The sequence below is a fragment of the Mucilaginibacter sp. genome (assembly GCF_039921305.1).
In the GTDB taxonomy this organism is placed as follows: Bacteria; Bacteroidota; Bacteroidia; order Sphingobacteriales; family Sphingobacteriaceae; genus Mucilaginibacter.
In genome coordinates this window covers 1-18,475 of sequence record NZ_JBDSCA010000065.1, presented here as the reverse complement: position 1 = coordinate 18,475, position 18,475 = coordinate 1, and the positions used below count along the sequence as shown (strand labels likewise).

Sequence of the window (18,475 nt, the reverse complement as noted above, 5' to 3'; positions counted from 1 at the left end):
GCACTGGTCGCAATGGACAAACCGCTTGAGCGGGATCGCCTCGTTTTCCTCGTTGATTGAGTATCCCTGAACATTCTGCTGAAGGACGCCGTTTACGCTCAGGAACAGTTCCTTTGAAACCAGCGGCTCGTGGTTTCAAAGGACCATTTCGCCCTCCAGCATGTTGTGCGACAGCAGCCCGCAGTAAAACGAGTTGCGGAGCATTTCGGAGATGCGCTGATGAGTGACCTTGAAGCCCCTTAGTGCCAGGGTGGCGCGTATCGCCTCGCTAGACAATCCCTGCTCCTTCAAGTCAAGGCATGGCGCACGAGCCGGCCTTTCTCGTTGATGACTATGCTGCGCTTGCCGTTGACCCGCACGATGTCATAGCCAAGCGGAGGATGCGTCGGCCAGTCCCCGCGGAGCAGCATCTCCCTCGTGCCCGCCATTGTCTTGTCACGGCGGAGCTGGTTCTCGAACTCGTTAAAGACAAACATCATTTTCTGCTGCATCTGGCCGGAAGGGCTGGACGTGTCGATCGGTTGTGTCACGGACACAATCTCGATGCCGAGCGTTCGCAGTTGACTGGCCAGCCATATCGAATTTTGATTCCGTGAAAAGCGGTCGAGCGAATAGACTATGATGTAGGATATGCGCTCCCGGCACTTCTTCACGTAGGACAGCATCGCGTTGAACTCCTTGCGCTCGTCGGTCAGGGCCGACTCGAATGTGCCGCCAAAGCTCGCCAGTATCGAATAGGAATACCTTTGCGCGTACAGATGGCAGGCCTTGCGCTGGGTTTCCAGGCTAAGGTTCGTGTCCGCCTGCTCCTTCGTACTGACGCGAGTGTATATGACCGCGCTGGAACCGTTCGTTCGGCGCGATTTTTTCCCCTTGGCGAATGCGGCAAAGGGGGAGTTTTCATCCGTAACTGTCATGCTTTTCGTTGTTTTTATTCATATACAATTTACGGATTAACCGGCTATTTATCAAGTATTTTCCGGGATATTTTGCAATAGTTATGGACTATCAGCGTGAACTCCTTGAGCGTTCTAATGACCTCCTCGGTCTCCCGGTCGCTAAGGTGCGCGAACATAGGGCAGGCCCTGACCTCTGCAATCGTGAGGTCTTGCCGGCGGGCATGATCGGGACTTCCGGGCGAGTTCATGGGTTATGCTACCTTTCGGGGTCGTTTTTTTCGGGCGTCTTGCTCCCGTCTTGTCCGTCCCTCCATTGCGCCCATTCCTTCATGCAGTCATCGTGGTAGCTCGGCTCATCGGCCCGATCAGGGTCGGCGAACCTTCCAAGGCGGTCGCCGTCCCGATCCCGGTTCCCGGCGGATTCGATCTCGGATGCGGCCCGTGCTTCCGCCAGCGGTTTTTCGCTTTCCTTTCCGGGCGCGGGATTCGCCAATTGGCCGAAATCGCCATGCCCGTCCGAATACAGGGCGACGAGGGCATTAACCAAATCGGCGTCATTCCTGATGTTGACGCTCGTCATCCCGTCCGGGTGAAGGGCGGTTATGACCACGTTATGGTGGTACGCCGCCAGCCGGCCAGGCCTTTTCTGCCGCTTCCGGCTGACGGTTTCCGGTTCGCTTTTCGATGCCCGGTCGGTACTGTTCATCTTTTCCTTTTCCATGTTCGTGCTTTTAAGTTGGGTTTTCCAAATAGTTCAACAGGATGGTTTCCGCCCGAGCCAAGAGGTCGGATATTTCGCATAGTCGCGCGCGATTCCCCGATGCCCCTATGGCCGCCATGCTGACGAGTTGCAGGGCACTTAGCAATGCATCCCTGTGCGCGATGTGCGGCCTTATGCCCGCGGCCGCAAGGATCACGTTCCGGCAATAGACCGTGGGCCGTTCCTGATATTCGCATGACTTCAGCCTGATGATGCCGTATTGCCTGAGCGTGACCCCGATGCGGATTTCCTTGGTCGGCTTCTTTGCTCGCTTCCATTGACGCTTGTATTCTTTCCTGTACGCTTGCTTGGCGAGGATTATGTCCTCTTTGGTGCCCGAAAGGACGTTGGCTTGGGAAAGGTATTGGTACAATGCTTTGCTACGGGTTTTCATTTATACCAATAATGGGATTTCTGTATCTGAGGAATTGGATTGCAATTGAACTGGTGGCATGTTGGCGTATTGCCTAAAATTTAGATTACGCCAGTATGGAGTTAAAAAACCTTTAATTATGGGCACATTGGAAGCAATTATCAGTGAGCGCCATTTGGGTAACAAACGCGCCTCGCTGACGGTAACAAGGCTTTTCGTCTTCTCACGACCATTCTGATCCAGATACGTGCATTTGCCACTAAGTGCTTCAATGTCCCGCAAAACGTCCAAAGAAGTGTTGCCCCCGAGAAAAACTTTAATGGCACAGTTCACCGTAATGTTTTCGGCCTCGTCACCATAGCGGGATTTCAATTGCGTAACGCTTTGGAGGCATAAGAGGGTTGATATTAAATGTTTTCTGCCGTTGCTAAGCGCAAGCGGCAAAATCTTGATATAGTATGCGGCGCATTCCTCTAAGACTATGTGTATCGGGAGCTCGTTTTTACTCGGTATTCGCGACAGTGCGTGGCAGTAGAACTGCTGGAAAAACATTCCCGTCAAAATTTGACTGTATTCTGCCGTTCCCACGCTTCCCAAAAGGTAGATAGCCGTGGGTGAACGCCTCAACTCGCTAAAATCGATTTTTACGGTAGTCGACGTTGCCTTTGCGATCTGCGGGTCGGAGAAAATGGCCAAAGCGGCCTTGGCCGATGCCAAAATATTCATCAACGTTTTTTCACTATTACCGATGAATGAGAGGTACTCGGTAACAAGCTTTTTGTCGCCAGTTTTTGCGATCATCTCGTCAACCTTTTTCGATGCTACCGGCGAGCACAGGCAATGGACAAGGTGCAGGACGTTGGCAAAGTTGCGGTATTCATCGGGCTGGTACAGCGTGAGCTGCGCCATCAATGCCAGAATGGTCTTGACGGAAAGCGACCAGAACTTATCGCCCTTTGAACCCGCATCGAGCGTTGACGCGACCAAAATATCGACTATTTGATATATCTCGTTGGGACTTTCGGCGTTTATGATGGGATTGTATCCGGTGCCGATAGCGGGGTCTGACAGGTGTATCGCCCGTATCTTGAAGTGGCCTGACTGGTATCCGGAAGCCTTGCTTATCAATTCTCCGCTTATGTCCGTAATTAGAATGCTGCAACGCTTTAGTGAGAACAAATTTTGCAAAATTAAAGTGGACGTCTTCCCTGATCCTGACGGGCCGAAAATTGCGGCATTAGCCATCGAACGCCTGCGGGAGATCCTGCGACCCCGCCCGATGTATAATCCTTTTCCCCACGGTGTGGCAATTCTGAGTGTGCTGCTGAACGAAGCGTTTTCGCCGCCTTGCCTGCTTAGCAGCAATATGAGCCCTTGAAACGATTCTACTAAGAGCATTACAATGCCCTGTATGAAAAATAGTATAAATGAGGTTACTGTTGCCATGATGTTAAAAATTAGATAAACGGTTTCTTTGCCTGTAATACGATCTCAAGCAGCAGCCTGAGCGCGAACTCCGCCACCACGATCACGCAGTAACAGAGGAACTTTAGGATTTGGACAATTACTCTCATAGCGACATGAATTTGCTGGCAACGTGCGGTATCGCGCCATGCACGGAAAACAATCGGCTGTAATAGTCGGCGATCAGCATATAGGAATTGTTTTGGGCAAATGATGCGGGACTGTAGATAAACCATACCTGCAAGCCTTTTAATGATTTTAGTAATAGTTCTGCAGTTAACTGTTTTTCAATGCTTCCGGGGCTTGCCTTGAGCCGGGCAAGCGTTTGGGGGTTGTAAAAGTTAAGATTAATGTCGTTTTCAACCAGGTCGCTATAAACTAGCAGGTACCGTTGCGCGGTATTGGAATCCGCGAGCCGATTTGCCTGCCTGGCAATCGCGCGATAGACGATTGAGTGGGGACAAGCTCCGGCATACCTCATGGAATCCAGGCATTGTTGCAACTGCCGCGTAAGGAGCTTGATTTGGGCCTTCCGGAGGTCCAGATTGCCGCTCCATTGATTTTCAGCGTCCAGAGTTACTTCCATTACGTCGTTTATGTCACGGTCGGAGGCGTACGTCGCGGTTATTTTGATGCCCGGCCACGGATTGGCGGTTAGCCCCAACTGGCTTACGATTTCTTTGGCATCCGGGAATGCGGGCATTTGGTTGGTCTTGTCAATAACGATTGCTACCTCTATATTTTGGGCGCTTTCTGACGGAGAACAGCCAAGGGTGCATAACAGCATTGCCCAGGCATACATTGTTTTCGTTTTCATGGTTTTCTGTTTAAAAGTTTTGGAAACTGGTGCTTATCTCAAAGGGGAAGCTTTCATCGTCAAAGCATTTCGGGCGAACCCCGTCTCTTCTGCTAAGCATGTTTTGCCGCTTGTATTTGGCCAGACCCTCCCGTGCCTTGGCGATGATCTGCTGTTCAATGGTTCTCCCGTATTCAATAATGGAAGTGTGCATGTGCCGAAACTCGATGTCCTCGGCAATTATCGTTTCTTCCAGCGTTTTCAAGCCGCGCTGCTCCGCGTCACTGTCTCTCTTTTCCAGCAAAAGCTTCTGGTAGACCTTCATCAGCGCGAGTTCCTCTTTGGTGGGTAGGTACTTGTAGCTGATCACTATCGTTATGGCGAAGATTAGGAGCGAGAGAATGACAAATGGCAGCGGGGAATAATGGACGGTTGTTTCGGTCGCCTCCTTCGCCTGCCGCTCAAGGCTCGCGGCGCGGTGGATGGCCATGTAGGCGAACAGGCATGTCATCGCGGCAAAAAGTGCCATGATGATTATCCTGCGTTGCCAAGGGAATCTTGCCTTTGACAGCATCCACTTGAAATTGTGGGCGATGGCGCCGATGAGAAAGGCAAAAAATAGCCCAAGCACTAGGGCCTCGGCATAGCCTGAGCCCCATATGGAGAATACCCTTATGTTGTAGATCCCGTCGAACAGGCACAGGATGCCGATCGCGGCATACGCCAACCGAAGGGCTTTTGGGTTACAGGTCCCGGCCAGTTGCTGCAATTTGGCCGCGATCGCGTTGCCCTTTTTCCTTGCGATGGGCTGCTGGAGCCGTACCTCTCGCAGGCGGTCTTCGGTAATCGTCTTGTGCCCGTCAAGCTCATGGATGCGGGTTTCAAGCTGCAACCTGTGCCCCACCTCAAGGCACAGGCCGTTGAACTTGTGGGCAAACACTTCAAAATAAGGGTTGATACTGGCATCATCCTGCCTGGGTAGCATCAGTACCGCATCGGTCTCTGCCGCTGACAGAATTTCCTTGTCAATGGCTTCGATTTCGAATGCCAGGTCTCTGTCCAGTTCGGGGAGGAAATAGCGGGTCTTGGTCGTTTTCATTTTGATTGATATTTAAGTTTGATTGTGAAAATGTCTTTGTAAAAACTGGCCGTATTAGGTGGCCAGTTCAACGGTATGGATGCTGATGTCTAATCGGAGCGTCGTTGAGTCTTTCGCATGATTTTTATATTCTCCTTACTGCGCTGTTCCTTTTGAAAAAAATGGAAGCGTTCTACCAACTCCGTTTTTACCGTTTCGATTGAGCTATTGTGATATACAATCGCCTCATACTCCAAAAGCAAGTACATTTTATCAATCTTCACTATTCTGAAATGTTGCCATTCGTGGAACCAGATAACTTCCAAGCTGGTTGACGTGAGACGTTCGGAATTGGATTTTAAGTATAGGTATCTTTGGATGATAACCGAATTATTAATAGTGGATTGGAGCTTTTTCATAATTGCACAATTGAAATTTATAATGCAATTTTATTAGTTATAATATTCTTGGATATCAAAATTGAAAACATGATTTTTCAATTGAAATTATAAACTGAACCACAATGAACAGGGAAATACCCGAGTTGCTAAAAAAATATATAGTAGAGGTAGGAAATGGTAAGGTGAAATACACACCATCACTTAAGTTTATTCTAAAACATTTTATCGCAGAATTTTTAGGGTTGGAATACCAAGACGGGTTGCCGAATAGCCTTACTCAAGGAGCTGACTCTTATAAATCCTTGGCGAAAAAAATCAATAAATGGATAGACATTACTGATAATATTAAGGGCTCTTATTTAAGAAATATTTGTTTCCCAAGCAAAACTGCCCTAACACCCCCAAAAGAGATGGACTTACTGTTAATTATATATAATTTTTTTGTACAGCATTTCGAGAAGTCAAGCAAAAATATTGAATATTGGATTAAGGAATTAGAGAAAGATCCACAGCCGTCTGAATTTAGTATTGGGGATACAATTCCGTTGATTTATGGTGGGGCCGAAACTATAAATAATGATTTTATTAAAGATATTAATCGTCAAGACAAAGAAATTAAGCCAAGAGATTTCTATCTTAATAGCGATGATTATAGCCAATGGTACGGTATTATTCATGATTGGTGTTACCCAAGAGAAATATATACCCGAATAAGGGCAAACATAATTGACTCGTTTTTGTATCCGTTCAAAATTCCCGCTGTAATCCATTCGCATGCAGGATATGGCAAATCGTTGGGATTGAGATATCTTGCTTTTAACTGTATGAACGAGGGGTTTATTGTTCTCTGGATAATAAATTTTGATGCTTTTATTACATCTTGCTATGGATCAATTAGTAAAAGTGCAGCTAAATATCTTCTGTTCTTTGATGAATGGAGTTTGATAGATGATAATCAGGAACTTGTTAGAAGAATCATAGATTTTATTCAGTCAACCGATAATATTAGGCTGATAATTACAGATCGTAATCCGCAATGGAGAAAATATAGAAAGTATTCAGGCAACAATTTATTTGAAATTTCTTCAAATGATAATCCAGATATAATTAAAAGGATAGCTAAAACTAACAGAGAATGGCGCGCAATAGTCAAAATGTTGGACATTCAAAAGCAAATCATTGTACCCCTTTACATGACTATTTTTATGATTGACAGATATGAGGAGGGCGACGTAGAAATGTTGGAAGCCGACGATATTTTAGTCAGATTCAAGGAAATCATAGAATATGATTTGAAATTACTTGGTGATGTATATGAGGGCCTCGCGATCGCATTGGTTTATTGGGCACAGGTATACGAAAGTTATCGCTATCCCATAACGTGGAAAGCATTTTTAGAGCTAGCTAATTACTATAATGGCGACAACTTGGTCAGTACACATCTTTTTCAGTTTGATAACGGCGCGTCGATAATTACAGTATTATCGCACTATATCGGACGTCTTGGTTTTATTAATCCTGATTTGGATAATGTTCATTTTATATTCTTTCATGATGATTTGCTGGTTAAGGTGCTTTCCGGTTCCTCACTAAACTTAAAAGGCTTTACAAAATTTAAGACACCTCCTGCGTTTGAAATAGTAGAAATACTGATAAACAGGGGCATGACCAATTCGGCATACGATCTAGGTTCTAGTTTATTGGATAATGGTTATTTTAACAAAAAGATGTTTGGAGACAAGCAGCGATATCTGTTTATTCAAAATCACTTACGGTTGTTCCCGGAAAAATTTCAATACATTGGCGTAAACGAACTGATCTATTACGATCACTGTTTGAATTCCTATTACAAATACGCTACCGAAAACACTACCGATAAAGAGTGGGTAGGGCCTTTAAATTCAATGATATACGTGCTGGGTTTTAGTAAAAAAACACTCACAACGATATTAAAAAGGATAATAGATCTCGGCTGCTCGTCAGAGTGCGTAAAAAGGATATACGAACTAGTATTGAAAAACAGGATAAGCAAGGTCGTTGAAACGATGGATTTTTTTGATACTGAGCCTTATCATATCTGGTGGCCAGTCATAAGAATGAGCTTGGATGATAAAAGTGGAAACCGACCCAAAAAGTTCGTAGAACTTGCCGAAGACGGTGAAATAATTTATAGTTCTTTTCAAATATCAAAAGAGTTCCTTGAGTAGTGTTGCTTGGTGAACTCGGTATTTCTGGGGCAATTTTAGCTGATTGTCTTTCCGGTTATGGAATGTGGAGTTTACCAAACAACCATACCAAATGACAACAATAACACTGGCCCTTCGTAACGCCAAAATCCTAAATGCTGCCCAATCAAAATTTCTAAATCGAAGCAAACTTTCATCCCGTGAACGTGCTGCATTAAACACTTTGCTTTCAAGTTTATCCTTTCAAGATAATGCGATTGAAGAAGGACTTGAGATTATAATCTTTGATATTAACGAAATGCGGTTGCATTTAGAAACATGGATAAAACTGTTTAACAGTCTGCCGAATAACGGTGACGAATTTTTTCCTTATGCAAGCCTTTATGACCTATCCGATACTGAATATTTAAATGGAAATATAGGACTCGTCGCGTTTATTCCTACGATCTTCCATAACGAGAAGGACGGCTTGGAAAAAATAATAAACATTCATTTGCGTGTTGATGGGACGGCAGCATTTGCTTTCAACAATCCCGATGATGCGCAAAATTTCCCGACTTTATTTAATTTCTCAGGTTCTTGGAAAGAAGCATATTTGCTAACTGTAAAAACTCTTCAACAAGGCTGGCCTCAAACGAAATTTCCTGAGGAACTGTTACCGCTCCTGAAAAGGTAACGACACACAACCAATGCTGCGGCATTGGTTTTTTTTATGCCAATTCCGATAATGACCTATGCATACCCCGGATATTCAGTTGGGGAATTGCACCTAAACTAACGATAACCGTATTCCATTTGGGGCTAAGGAATAGCTACTTTATATATTTACTTGCGATTGCTCCCAATATAGATGTAAATACAACTACAATTAATCCCCAGATAAATTGTTTATAATTATCCTGAATATATCTCAAAACTGAATACCACCAAGGCATTATATCAAGATAAAACATTGGTGGATAACCCTTGTCTGTGTTAAATTGCTGCCCATTAAGAGCAGCTTTTATTTTTCCTTTTGTCTCTCTGTACGGTTTTGATGTATCACCAATGGCAAATGTTCTTTTTACCCAAACCTGTTTTTTTAAATCTTCCTTCATATTACAAAGATAACTTAAACTAATATATTTAGTATTCGACTGCGGGTCATTGTTGAAAGAAATTTAAAATATAGGTTGATGCCCTGACGACTTTTCGTTTCCTGCTGTTATTGGTACTATGTTATCTTGATTTTAAATGAATTTATTTTATAACTCCGCCAACGGGTATGTATTTTTATTCCGCTATTCTGTAACTTTAGGAATGGCTATTGTAAAGGTACTTTCCCGACACAGTCCATCCTACGCTTCGCTCATACGGTACATACTGCGCGGTGCGGACAAGGATGTGCCGGAGGTCTTCACCCAAAACATCCGCTCCAATGACGAGGAGGGTTACGCGCGGGAGTTTATGGAAAACGTGGCCTTCCGATTGCAGGGCCGCTCAGACCAGGTATACCTCTTTCATGAGATCGTTAGCTTTAATTCCAGTGAGAATGATGCCTCGTTGACAAGGGAAGTAACGGCCGACCTGGCCAGCGAATACATGCGGCTGCGGGGAGATACGGGGGTGACGCTGGGTGCGGTACACCGTGATAGGGACCACGTCCACATCCACTTCTGCGTGTCAGCCCTTCATTTTCGCACGGGCAAGTCGTTCGGGCTTTCCAAGCCGCAACTGTTCAGGCTGAAATCAAGGTTTCAGGAATACCACAGGAACAGGTATCCGGAATTATCAAAAAGCTTCCCGGCTCACGGCAAGGGCGGGCGGTACGTGAGCCCTAGGGAATGGCAAGCCCGGCATCGTGAACAAGTAATAAGCCCCGTGACGGAATGCTTTGTAAAGGCGACATCCCAACAGCACTTTCTTGAACTGCTACGGGGCACTGGCCTTCACCACTACAAGCGCGGCGGAAAGCCAACGGGAATAGAGCATGGGGGTAGAAAATTTCGCTTTTCGCAACTACTTGAAGGTGCAAAGTTTAGCGACTTGCCCGTGGAAACGAAAGAGGAGGACAAGGTACTGGACGAAATCAGAGCCATAAGGGGGCGGGCACGAGAAAGGGGCGACCTAGAGCGACAAATTTAATACGCAGATAACGCCGAAAACCTCCATTTTGTAAGTCCAGAATTGAATACTTTTTAGACCATCTTTAAGTTTGCTAAGGTCATTTATCTCCGTTCTAAGTTATGCAAGATAGCAAGATAGCAAGATAGCAAGATAGCAAGATAGTGTGTCCCTCCGTTGACTGCTGTCTTGGTCGGTGACACACGATCTTGCGGGGGAATGCCCCCGGCCCCCTTTCAGTTCCGGAACAGCTGGTACCTGACGTTGTCAACCGAGTTATTGACGTCGATGATGATGCCGTCGGGCTCGAACTCCACCGGGCCGCTTATGATGGCGGAACCAGCGGAGACGGTCAGGTTGCCGCTGGCGTATGACCACGCACCGCTGACGTTCCCGCACGCGCGCTGCAATTCCATCTGGCCGCCTGGCTTGAGGTACAGCAGGAAGTTCACCTGGCAGGGCTGGCGGCTTACCGCTTTATACGTGCCGTTGGCATTGATGGAGTAGAGGCCTACGATGCTGTAATATCCGGTGAGCACGGCCCTGCCCGAATCGGCATCATCCGCCTTTTTCTTGCAGGACAGGGCAGCGGCTGAGCACAGCGCGGCAAGCAGCAAAGCTCTTCGTACCGGCCTCATGACTTGGGCCCGTCAACGATGACCTCCTTCGTGAGCAGCGCGGGCTCGATGTTGATGCCGTACCCCTGAAACTGGTTCTCGTCCGACTTGAACACGAGGTATACCGTGTAGTCCTTGCTGAGCCAGGTCTTTTTCGACTTGCGGATCTTGGTGATGGTCACCGTCTTTGCGGCATATTCCGCGGAAAGGCGCTTTGAGGATTCCACCAGGCCCAGCAGGTCAATGCTCAGGACATAGGCGAACCTGCCGTCGGTGCCGGTTCCGATGCCGAGCGTCAACTTCTGCCCGACGCGGAACCTCGTCCCGTTGTTGGAAACGTAGGCGGTGTCCCCCTGCATCTGCGCCCTGGCTGAGAGGCAGGAAATGGCCGCGATAAGGGCGGCGAGTAGGATTTTCTTCATTATGGTTTGGTTTTAAGTGACTATACATTGCGTTTTTGCGGACGACTTTCAAGCCAAATGTAAAAAAGTAAAACGAAAAAAGCAACCGATGCGTTGCTTTTAATTCGGATTGTTTCTTATTCTTTTATACTTCCAATGGAAAAGGAAGCATCGCTCAAAAAGCTCGGCAGGCACATTCAGGAAGTCAGAAAGGGAAAGGGTATCACCCAGATGAAGCTCGCGCACAGCGTCGGCAAGGATCGGCAGTCGATACAGCGGCTTGAGGCGGGCAATGTCAATCCCACCTATTATTATCTCCGGGAGATCGCGAACGGGTTGGGAATTACCGTTTCGGAGCTGCTCGCGCCCCTGTCATAAAAATACTAGGTCTTGCGCGCCGGTTCTAACTGTTGGTTAAGGTAGGAGAAGAGACCAATCAGTTGGATCACTTCTTCGAAATCATATCGAACCAGTACATTGAGGAAGTAGAATACAAAACCGCTTCCCTAAGCAGCCTGATGGAGCCTTTGATCGTCGTCTTCCTCGGCCTGGTCGTTGGCGTGATACTGATCTCAATGTATTTGCCGATGTTGCAGATGAGTAATGGATTTTAAAGAATCTCAATGTTTACTTTGTTGCACCATCAAAGATGTTATTTTTATAAAAACGTTAATTATATTAATAACTCCTTTTATATATGACAATATTTGACCATATTCGGCTGCCGAAATACTTATTATTACAATTATGATTTCCAAATTGATGCCGCTTCTATTGCGAGATAAAAGAAGCTTGCTTACATCCCTTGCACTCCTACTAGCCTTCTCAGCTTACGGGCAAACTGACGTCAGCGGAATAGCTACTAACTACAACCCGCCTTCCCCTGAATCTTCCGCCCTGGCAAAATACGTCGAACACCCGGTAGGTAATTTTACAGGGACGCCAGAGGTATCAATCCCATTATTTAACATCACGCAGGGACGCATTTCCTTACCCATAACCTTAAGCTATCACGGTTCGGGAATAAAAGTAGACGAGATCGCTTCGCGAGTAGGTACTGGATGGATACTTAATGCGGGAGGTGTAGTGACGAAGTCAGAGAAAGGAATGAGCGACTGGGTAAATTTACCCAATGCCAATCCCGGATATTACGGTTATTTTACAGGAGCGGGGCCCGGCGATGCCAATGGTGGTCTTTACGATGGCTTCAAAACGCGCGAAGACCTTGAACCCGATCCTCATTATTATAACTTTAACGGCAAAAGCGGGAAAATATACTTTACCGATGCCACGCATTCCTATACCACCAATATGGACCCGATAAAAATTGACGGTCCATATAATGGCAATAACAGATTTATTATAACGGACGAAAGAGGGATCATATACACGTTCGCAGCCGTGGAACACAGTACGAGTGCATCAACTTTTAGCTCGATTCTATCCAGCTTTGACTCATCTTGGTATCTTACCAGTATTTACGACCCTACCACATTACAGGGTATAACTTTCGTCTACAGGACAGACATGTCCGGTAGTTATCAATATAATTTGAACAAAACGGCGAGCTCCTCGGTATGTGGTGTGCAAGGTGGGACAAATATAACTGCATATGTTCTGAGCCAGCCCAAAGTGTTGCAGAGAATTGAATACAATAGTGGTTATATTGATTTTGTTGCAGATTACACCAGAACAGACTTGACTAACGACAGAGCCTTCACCGAAATTAACCAGTATGAGTATGTGGCAAATGTGCCCACATTGAAAAAGGGATTTAATTTGAGTTACACAACCACAGGGCCGGGAACAGATCAGTACAGCCAACGTCTTTTTTTGGATCAGGTCAAAGAAAAAGGTTCAAACGGCGCATTCTTGACGCCTTACGTTTTCACTTACAAAAACAAGGAAGCATTGCCAGCCAGGCACTCGCCGCAACAAGACATTTGGGGCTTTTATAATGCCAACGGCGCTACCCCATCGACGAATCCACAGTTCGCAAACTTGTATATTACCCAAAACGGCGGCAAGAAAACCTATTTGCCCTTTCCCAACAATTCAGGGACATCCATACAATTAACCAGCGATGGCGTAGATCGCTCATGCAACCCGACAACTGTTGACTACGGCATTTTGAGCAAGGTGGTTTATCCCACAAAAGGTTATACAACTTACACTTACGAAGCCCATAATTTTGACATCTACACCGGCGGCGGGGTGCGAATAAACGAAATAGACGATTACTCCGCCTCGGGCGCATTATTGACGGCTAAAAAGTACACGTACCAGAATGGATTTCTTGGCGGCCCGTATCCACAGGCGGGGTTCAACTATTACAGTAGCTTGCCAACCGGGGGGACGGCACGCTTCTCCGACAATCAGGCACTGCTTGGTAGCTCCAACGGCAGTAACGTAGGATATGAGTATGTTACCGTTACCCAAAGCGGCACATCCGCTCACAACGGTAGCGTTAGGTATCAGTATACCGGTGACAAAGATGTAGAAGGAACATTTGTGTCAAATTATGGTATTGGCGGATGTATCGACGCAACCTCACTTGCCGACATCCGTTCAAAAAGCTATTTTCCTTTCTTTGAAATGGAATCAAGAGAGGAGCGCAGGGGGCATATCTTGCATGAGGAATATACTGATGCCAACGGTAATTCCATCAAAAGTATAAATTATAGTTATCAGCTTCTTTCTAATCCTATAGCCCTAATTCATTCATTCTTCTTTACTTATGATACCCCTCACGACGACCACCCCGTGCAACAAACAGGAGCCCTTCATGGAACGAGGTATCTAAACGCGGAAAAGATGCTGCTTACTTTGCGAACAGAAACCATGAATACGGGAAACCTGCTCGGTAATACGGCGCAACCTATTATCACGAACGCCACTTCGTATACTTACACCGAAGCGCCATATCTGGGCCAGTTTTTACGGTCGATAACCCACTATGATGGGATACCTAACCAAGACCCCAATTATATGGACAACATTCATTTTCTTGCGGGAAGATCAACCCAAACTACCTATAAGTACCCTTTCGACTATTCATCTTCTGCATCATTTGGCTACATGACTAACATGGTCAACATGCATTACCTGGATGCCAAAATTGCCGAAATAACCACCAAAGTACCTGGCGCACCCGGTTCCACTACATATTATGCCGGCTCTAAAATAACCAATTACAATAATTACTTTGGATCAAGTGGTATGATTGTACCTTCTGAAATTTTTGAATTAAAAACTGCTACGCCATTGCTGCAAGGCGTGAATGATAATGTTGTGGACGTAGCCGACCCAAGGGTTCCCGGATCTCAATATGTGAGCCGCGTACAGTTTGTGTCATATACCCCAGACGGCATGCCTACAATGATAAGGAAGAATTCAGGCCCATATCAGGTCATGGATTGGTCATCCGTTAATGAACTTCTATCCAGCACCACGACGACAAGCGTTACCAGCCAAACGTTTTCGCTACCTCCTCAAAGTTGGTATCCTGTTGAAGATTCTAGTTCACCAAGTGGGATTCACTATGAATCTTATGCACCTGGCTCCGACCTTCCATTTCCGTTTTACCTTGACGGTGTCAGCAATACAGTAGTTTCATTATGGGCAAAGGGTGGCAGCTTTACTATATCTGCCTATGGCTTTACTACAAACTACACCAATACAATTACCCCCACGTCCACTTGGAAGTATTATACGATTACGATTCCGACAGTAGGTGCAAACTGGGCCGGTGCCGGTGCCAACGTTTACCTTACCGGCACAAGCTTCGTTGACAATGTGTCTATATCCAACGAAACCGGCATGAGGACTCAATACTTATATGACGCGCTTCATCGCCTACAGCGGATCATTCAACCTAACGGTAAAATGGAGAGCTACGAATATGACACTTTTAGCAGATTGCTGAATGTTCGCGACAATAATGGAAATGTGACTAAACACACGGAATATCATTACAGCGGTCAATAATAAATTCATCAATCCAATAAACATAAGAACATGAAAAAAAATATATTCTCATTAATCATCATACTGTTGATATTGGCCAAAGCCGGTCATGCACAAACGACAAACAAAATACATGCTGATACTTCCAAAAAAGCAAAAACTATTGATCCGATCAAAATGTCACAAATAAGGGATATTATTAGTACGGGCAATGTGGACGTTAAGAAGCTTATGACAGACACATCCATAGCACCGGCACAGCGAATGGCTCGCTACAGACAATTGATACTAATCCGGACGGCTAAAATAGATTCGATTCTTGGACGAAAAAACAAAAGGGTTTATTCTAATCCGGTCATGAATCCGTCTTTACAGCACTAGGAGCCTATCTTCATTATCAAACATCGTCAAACCTGAAATCCATGCTTCATCAGTACAATAATTTTTGGTCTGGTCTAAAACTTAAAGCGATTTGTACGGGCGTTTTTGCCGTATCAGCCGTAGCGAAAGTTTCTGCTCCTTCATCGTATATACCAGCAAAACAACCTAGCGTAGTTAGTTTTAGCGTACGAGAAAACCGACAAACGGTCATTGGCGCATTTAGCATTACCCATAAGTTAAAGGTATCTTCGAAGCGAACCTTGGTTTATACCACACCATTTACGCCTGCTTGTGTAGCATTAGGAACAAGCCCCAGTTCTGATCAGAATTATGTGCTCACCATGACTCCAACGGTACCTGTCACCGATGTAAGCTCTTTCGCTCCTTATACAACATGTGAGATGATGGAAAGTATCCAATATTTGGATGGTATCGGTCGTCCGTTGCAAACCGTTCAGGTTAAAGGAAATCAGGATGCCTCGGGTGATTTGATCAAACCTGTTGAGTATGACGAATTAGGAAGAGAAGCCAAAAGCTATCTACCATATGTCGATTACACGGGTACATCTGGCTCCTACCGGTCAAATGCCCTGCAATCAGGGGCCGGTCAAAGCTATTTTTACAACAATGCTCCATTGGGAGTAACTCCCATTCCTACTCCTTTTACTGAAACCAAGTTTGACGATTCACCTTTAGATAGAACCAGAGAGCAAGGTGCACCGGGGAATGCCTGGCAACTTTCGGCAGGACATACAAAAAGAACGGAATATGGGGTGAATGTTTCTAACGATGTGCGCAAATATGATGCAATACTTACCTCAGCAAACGATTATCACAGGACATTATCTACCTCAGGATATTACGACACTGGCGATCTGTATCTCACGATTTATAAGGATGAGAATTGGGCTAGTGCTGATCTGAAAAAAGGGACGACGGAAGAATACAAGGATAAAGAAGGAAAGGTTATTTTAAAACGCAAATTTGATTCGGCAGGTTTGGCATTATCTACTTATTACGTTTACGATTTTCAAAATAAACTTTCTTTTGTACTAACACCAGGTACAGACCCTGATGCCGGATCAATCAATCAGGCAGCGCTTGATAACCTCTGTTATCAATATCTTTACGACGGACTTGGAAGGCAGATCGAAAAAAAACTACCGGGGAGAGCATGGGAATATATGCTTTATAACGCTAATGACCAGTTGATTGGAACAAGTTATGCTCAGGCGGGATGGAAATATACCAAGTATGACGAATTTGGAAGAGTAATTATCAGTGGAAACTTATATATTGGATATAATCCGGGTAGTCCGGGTGCTTTTAGTCGTGAATATTTACAAGGTCTGGTAAATCAAAACCTCAATCTCTACGAAACGCGGTCGACCACAGGAGCATATAGTAATTTATGCTGGCCTACTATTTCAACCCTTTCAGGAACTGGTGGAAATATACAAGAACTAATTGTAAATTATTACGATGATTACAATATTCCGGGGGTAGGCATCGATTTTCATCCAGGGAATAGCCAAATGACAAAGGGATCATTAACGGCAAGTCGCGTTCTTGACCTTTATGACGGAGATGCAAAATGGACTGTAAACTATTATGACGATTTAGGGAGAGTAACCAATATTTACTCACAACATTATTTGGGAGGACAAGGATCTTTTGATCCTTCTGCCAATTACGATCATTTTTCCAACACATATAACTTTAACAACCAAGTCCAGACAACCACACGTTATCATTATACCACCATGAATGGCCCAACAACACCTGCGTTGACTATTTTAAACACGTACGTTTATGATCATTTAGGGCGAAAGAAGCAAACATGGGAACAGATTAATACCCCATTAGTGACCGGAGCAAACGTAGTTTTAAGTCAGATAGATTATAATGATATTGGGCAACCAATTACCAAACATTTGCATAGTGACGATGGTGGAGCAAGTTTCCTGCAAAATGTGGCCTATACTTACAACGAACGTGGCTGGCTAAATCATACTCACTCAACGTTATATGATCAACAGCTCCGGTATGATGTCACTACGCGGGGGGCCAATTCTAATTTTAACGGTAACGTTTCAGAACAGGAATATACTACTCCTTACACCAGTTCAACTAACTGGACAACATATACTTATGATAAGTTAAATAGGCTAATTAGTGCAAACTCTACAACAAGCTACACCGGAATGCTTATGAACTTGAGTGAAACAGGTATCCAATATGACCAGGCAGGAAATATAAAACAACTTACCCGTGGCAATAATGTGCCTATAGTTTATACTTATTTAAATTCGGGAAAAAGCAATCAAATTGCATCTGTTTCCGGCATGGTCAACAGTTATGCAATGGTTTACGATGCAAGAGGAAACCTGGAAATGGACGTAAGGGATGATAAAAATATAGAGGAAGATCATAACCTCCTTGATTTGCCATATTATACTTTTGGTGACAGAGAAGGTCCCATTAATTATATGGCTACCGGTGAGAAAATTTCAGACTATGATTATAATACCGGAATAGATAGAGAGTATGTAAAGGGAATAGTTTATTCCAGTCCAAGTTCACCATATCTTTTAGCTGTTGATTATATCCAAACTGAGGAAGGAAGGGCCGTTCCTTTAGGAAATGGATTTAAATATGAATACACCTTAAAAGACCATCTCGGCAATACAAGAGTTTGTTTTGATAACGACCCGTCAAATCCTGGCACAGCTCGCGAAATAATGGAGGCTGATTATTACCCATTTGGCAAAAGCCAAATTGTTTTCACATCAGGAAATGGTACACACTATCTTTACAACGGAAAAGAAAAACAGACTACATTCGACGAATACGATTATGGCGCAAGGTACTATGACCCGGTGTTAGCGAGGTGGAAAAGTATTGACCCATTGGCCGAAAAGAGCAGAGCATGGAGCCCGTACAATTATGGCTTCGACAACCCCATTACCAATATTGACCCGGATGGGATGCAATCTAGTAGATATGACGAAGATAGTCAAACACCAGAGCCTGTTAAATCTGCAACATCG

Annotated in this window: 17 protein-coding genes; 8 read left to right on the top strand and 9 right to left on the bottom strand. The window is 45.0% G+C overall.

Features of this window, described 5'->3' with window-relative positions:
• Nucleotides 1-287: 287 nt before the first annotated feature.
• The 6 genes from ABIN91_RS19090 to ABIN91_RS19065 form a co-directional block, all read right to left on the bottom strand.
• Complete coding sequence (locus ABIN91_RS19090) at nucleotides 288-917, bottom strand: recombinase family protein (protein ID WP_348053042.1); 630 nt, start codon at nucleotides 915-917, stop codon at nucleotides 288-290.
• A gap of 238 nt (nucleotides 918-1,155) precedes the next feature.
• The gene (locus tag ABIN91_RS19085) at nucleotides 1,156-1,620 is read right to left on the bottom strand and encodes a hypothetical protein (RefSeq protein WP_348053041.1); all 465 of its coding nucleotides are present in this window, start codon (nucleotides 1,618-1,620) and stop codon (nucleotides 1,156-1,158) included.
• 10 nt (nucleotides 1,621-1,630) lie between these two features.
• Nucleotides 1,631-2,053: a hypothetical protein gene (locus ABIN91_RS19080; protein ID WP_348053040.1), complete on the bottom strand. Its 423-nt coding sequence runs from the start codon at nucleotides 2,051-2,053 to the stop codon at nucleotides 1,631-1,633.
• Complete coding sequence (locus ABIN91_RS19075; RefSeq protein ID WP_348053039.1) at nucleotides 2,054-3,478, bottom strand: type IV secretory system conjugative DNA transfer family protein; 1,425 nt, start codon at nucleotides 3,476-3,478, stop codon at nucleotides 2,054-2,056.
• 124 nt (nucleotides 3,479-3,602) lie between these two features.
• Nucleotides 3,603-4,313 (bottom strand): hypothetical protein, encoded by a 711-nt coding sequence (locus ABIN91_RS19070; RefSeq protein WP_348053038.1) that lies wholly within the window; start codon nucleotides 4,311-4,313, stop codon nucleotides 3,603-3,605.
• A gap of 10 nt (nucleotides 4,314-4,323) precedes the next feature.
• Nucleotides 4,324-5,391 carry a hypothetical protein gene (locus tag ABIN91_RS19065; protein ID WP_348053037.1) on the bottom strand — a complete coding sequence of 356 codons (1,068 nt, stop codon included), beginning with the start codon at nucleotides 5,389-5,391 and terminating at the stop codon, nucleotides 4,324-4,326.
• Between the two features lie 502 nt (nucleotides 5,392-5,893).
• Here ABIN91_RS19065 and ABIN91_RS19060 point away from each other — a divergent pair.
• Both ABIN91_RS19060 and ABIN91_RS19055 read left to right on the top strand, forming a co-directional pair.
• Nucleotides 5,894-7,978, top strand: a complete 2,085-nt coding sequence (locus ABIN91_RS19060) for a hypothetical protein (protein WP_348053036.1) — start codon at nucleotides 5,894-5,896, stop codon at nucleotides 7,976-7,978.
• A 91-nt stretch (nucleotides 7,979-8,069) separates the two neighbouring features.
• The gene (locus ABIN91_RS19055) at nucleotides 8,070-8,633 is read left to right on the top strand and encodes a hypothetical protein (protein ID WP_348053035.1); all 564 of its coding nucleotides are present in this window, start codon (nucleotides 8,070-8,072) and stop codon (nucleotides 8,631-8,633) included.
• Between the two features lie 136 nt (nucleotides 8,634-8,769).
• Here the strand turns inward: ABIN91_RS19055 and ABIN91_RS19050 are convergent, their stop codons facing one another.
• A complete protein-coding gene (locus tag ABIN91_RS19050) occupies nucleotides 8,770-9,054 on the bottom strand; it encodes a hypothetical protein (protein ID WP_348053034.1) in 285 nt (94 codons plus the stop codon).
• Nucleotides 9,055-9,256: 202 nt separating this feature from the next.
• Here ABIN91_RS19050 and ABIN91_RS19045 point away from each other — a divergent pair, with 202 nt between their 5' ends.
• On the top strand, nucleotides 9,257-10,081 hold the full coding sequence (locus ABIN91_RS19045) for a relaxase/mobilization nuclease domain-containing protein (protein WP_348053033.1): 825 nt from the start codon (nucleotides 9,257-9,259) through the stop codon (nucleotides 10,079-10,081).
• A 215-nt stretch (nucleotides 10,082-10,296) separates the two neighbouring features.
• On the opposite strand, the gene ABIN91_RS19040 is transcribed toward ABIN91_RS19045, so the two are convergent.
• Nucleotides 10,297-10,698 carry a hypothetical protein gene (locus tag ABIN91_RS19040; protein ID WP_348053032.1) on the bottom strand — a complete coding sequence of 134 codons (402 nt, stop codon included), beginning with the start codon at nucleotides 10,696-10,698 and terminating at the stop codon, nucleotides 10,297-10,299.
• On the bottom strand, nucleotides 10,695-11,099 hold the full coding sequence (locus ABIN91_RS19035) for a hypothetical protein (RefSeq protein ID WP_348053031.1): 405 nt from the start codon (nucleotides 11,097-11,099) through the stop codon (nucleotides 10,695-10,697). Before ABIN91_RS19035 ends, ABIN91_RS19040 begins: the two co-directional genes overlap by 4 nt.
• 135 nt (nucleotides 11,100-11,234) lie before the next feature.
• On the opposite strand from ABIN91_RS19035, the gene ABIN91_RS19030 reads away from it, so the two are divergent.
• The 5 genes from ABIN91_RS19030 to ABIN91_RS19010 all read left to right on the top strand — a co-directional run.
• Nucleotides 11,235-11,456, top strand: a complete 222-nt coding sequence (locus tag ABIN91_RS19030; protein WP_348053030.1) for a helix-turn-helix transcriptional regulator — start codon at nucleotides 11,235-11,237, stop codon at nucleotides 11,454-11,456.
• Between the two features lie 32 nt (nucleotides 11,457-11,488).
• A complete protein-coding gene (locus ABIN91_RS19025) occupies nucleotides 11,489-11,692 on the top strand; it encodes a type II secretion system F family protein (RefSeq protein WP_348053029.1) in 204 nt (67 codons plus the stop codon).
• Nucleotides 11,693-11,825: 133 nt separating this feature from the next.
• A complete protein-coding gene (locus ABIN91_RS19020; protein WP_348053028.1) occupies nucleotides 11,826-15,065 on the top strand; it encodes an RHS repeat domain-containing protein in 3,240 nt (1,079 codons plus the stop codon).
• A gap of 30 nt (nucleotides 15,066-15,095) precedes the next feature.
• Nucleotides 15,096-15,425: a hypothetical protein gene (locus ABIN91_RS19015; RefSeq protein ID WP_348053027.1), complete on the top strand. Its 330-nt coding sequence runs from the start codon at nucleotides 15,096-15,098 to the stop codon at nucleotides 15,423-15,425.
• Nucleotides 15,426-15,466: 41 nt separating this feature from the next.
• The coding region (locus tag ABIN91_RS19010; RefSeq protein ID WP_348053026.1) for a DUF6443 domain-containing protein at nucleotides 15,467-18,475 on the top strand (3,009 nt) is incomplete at its 3' end.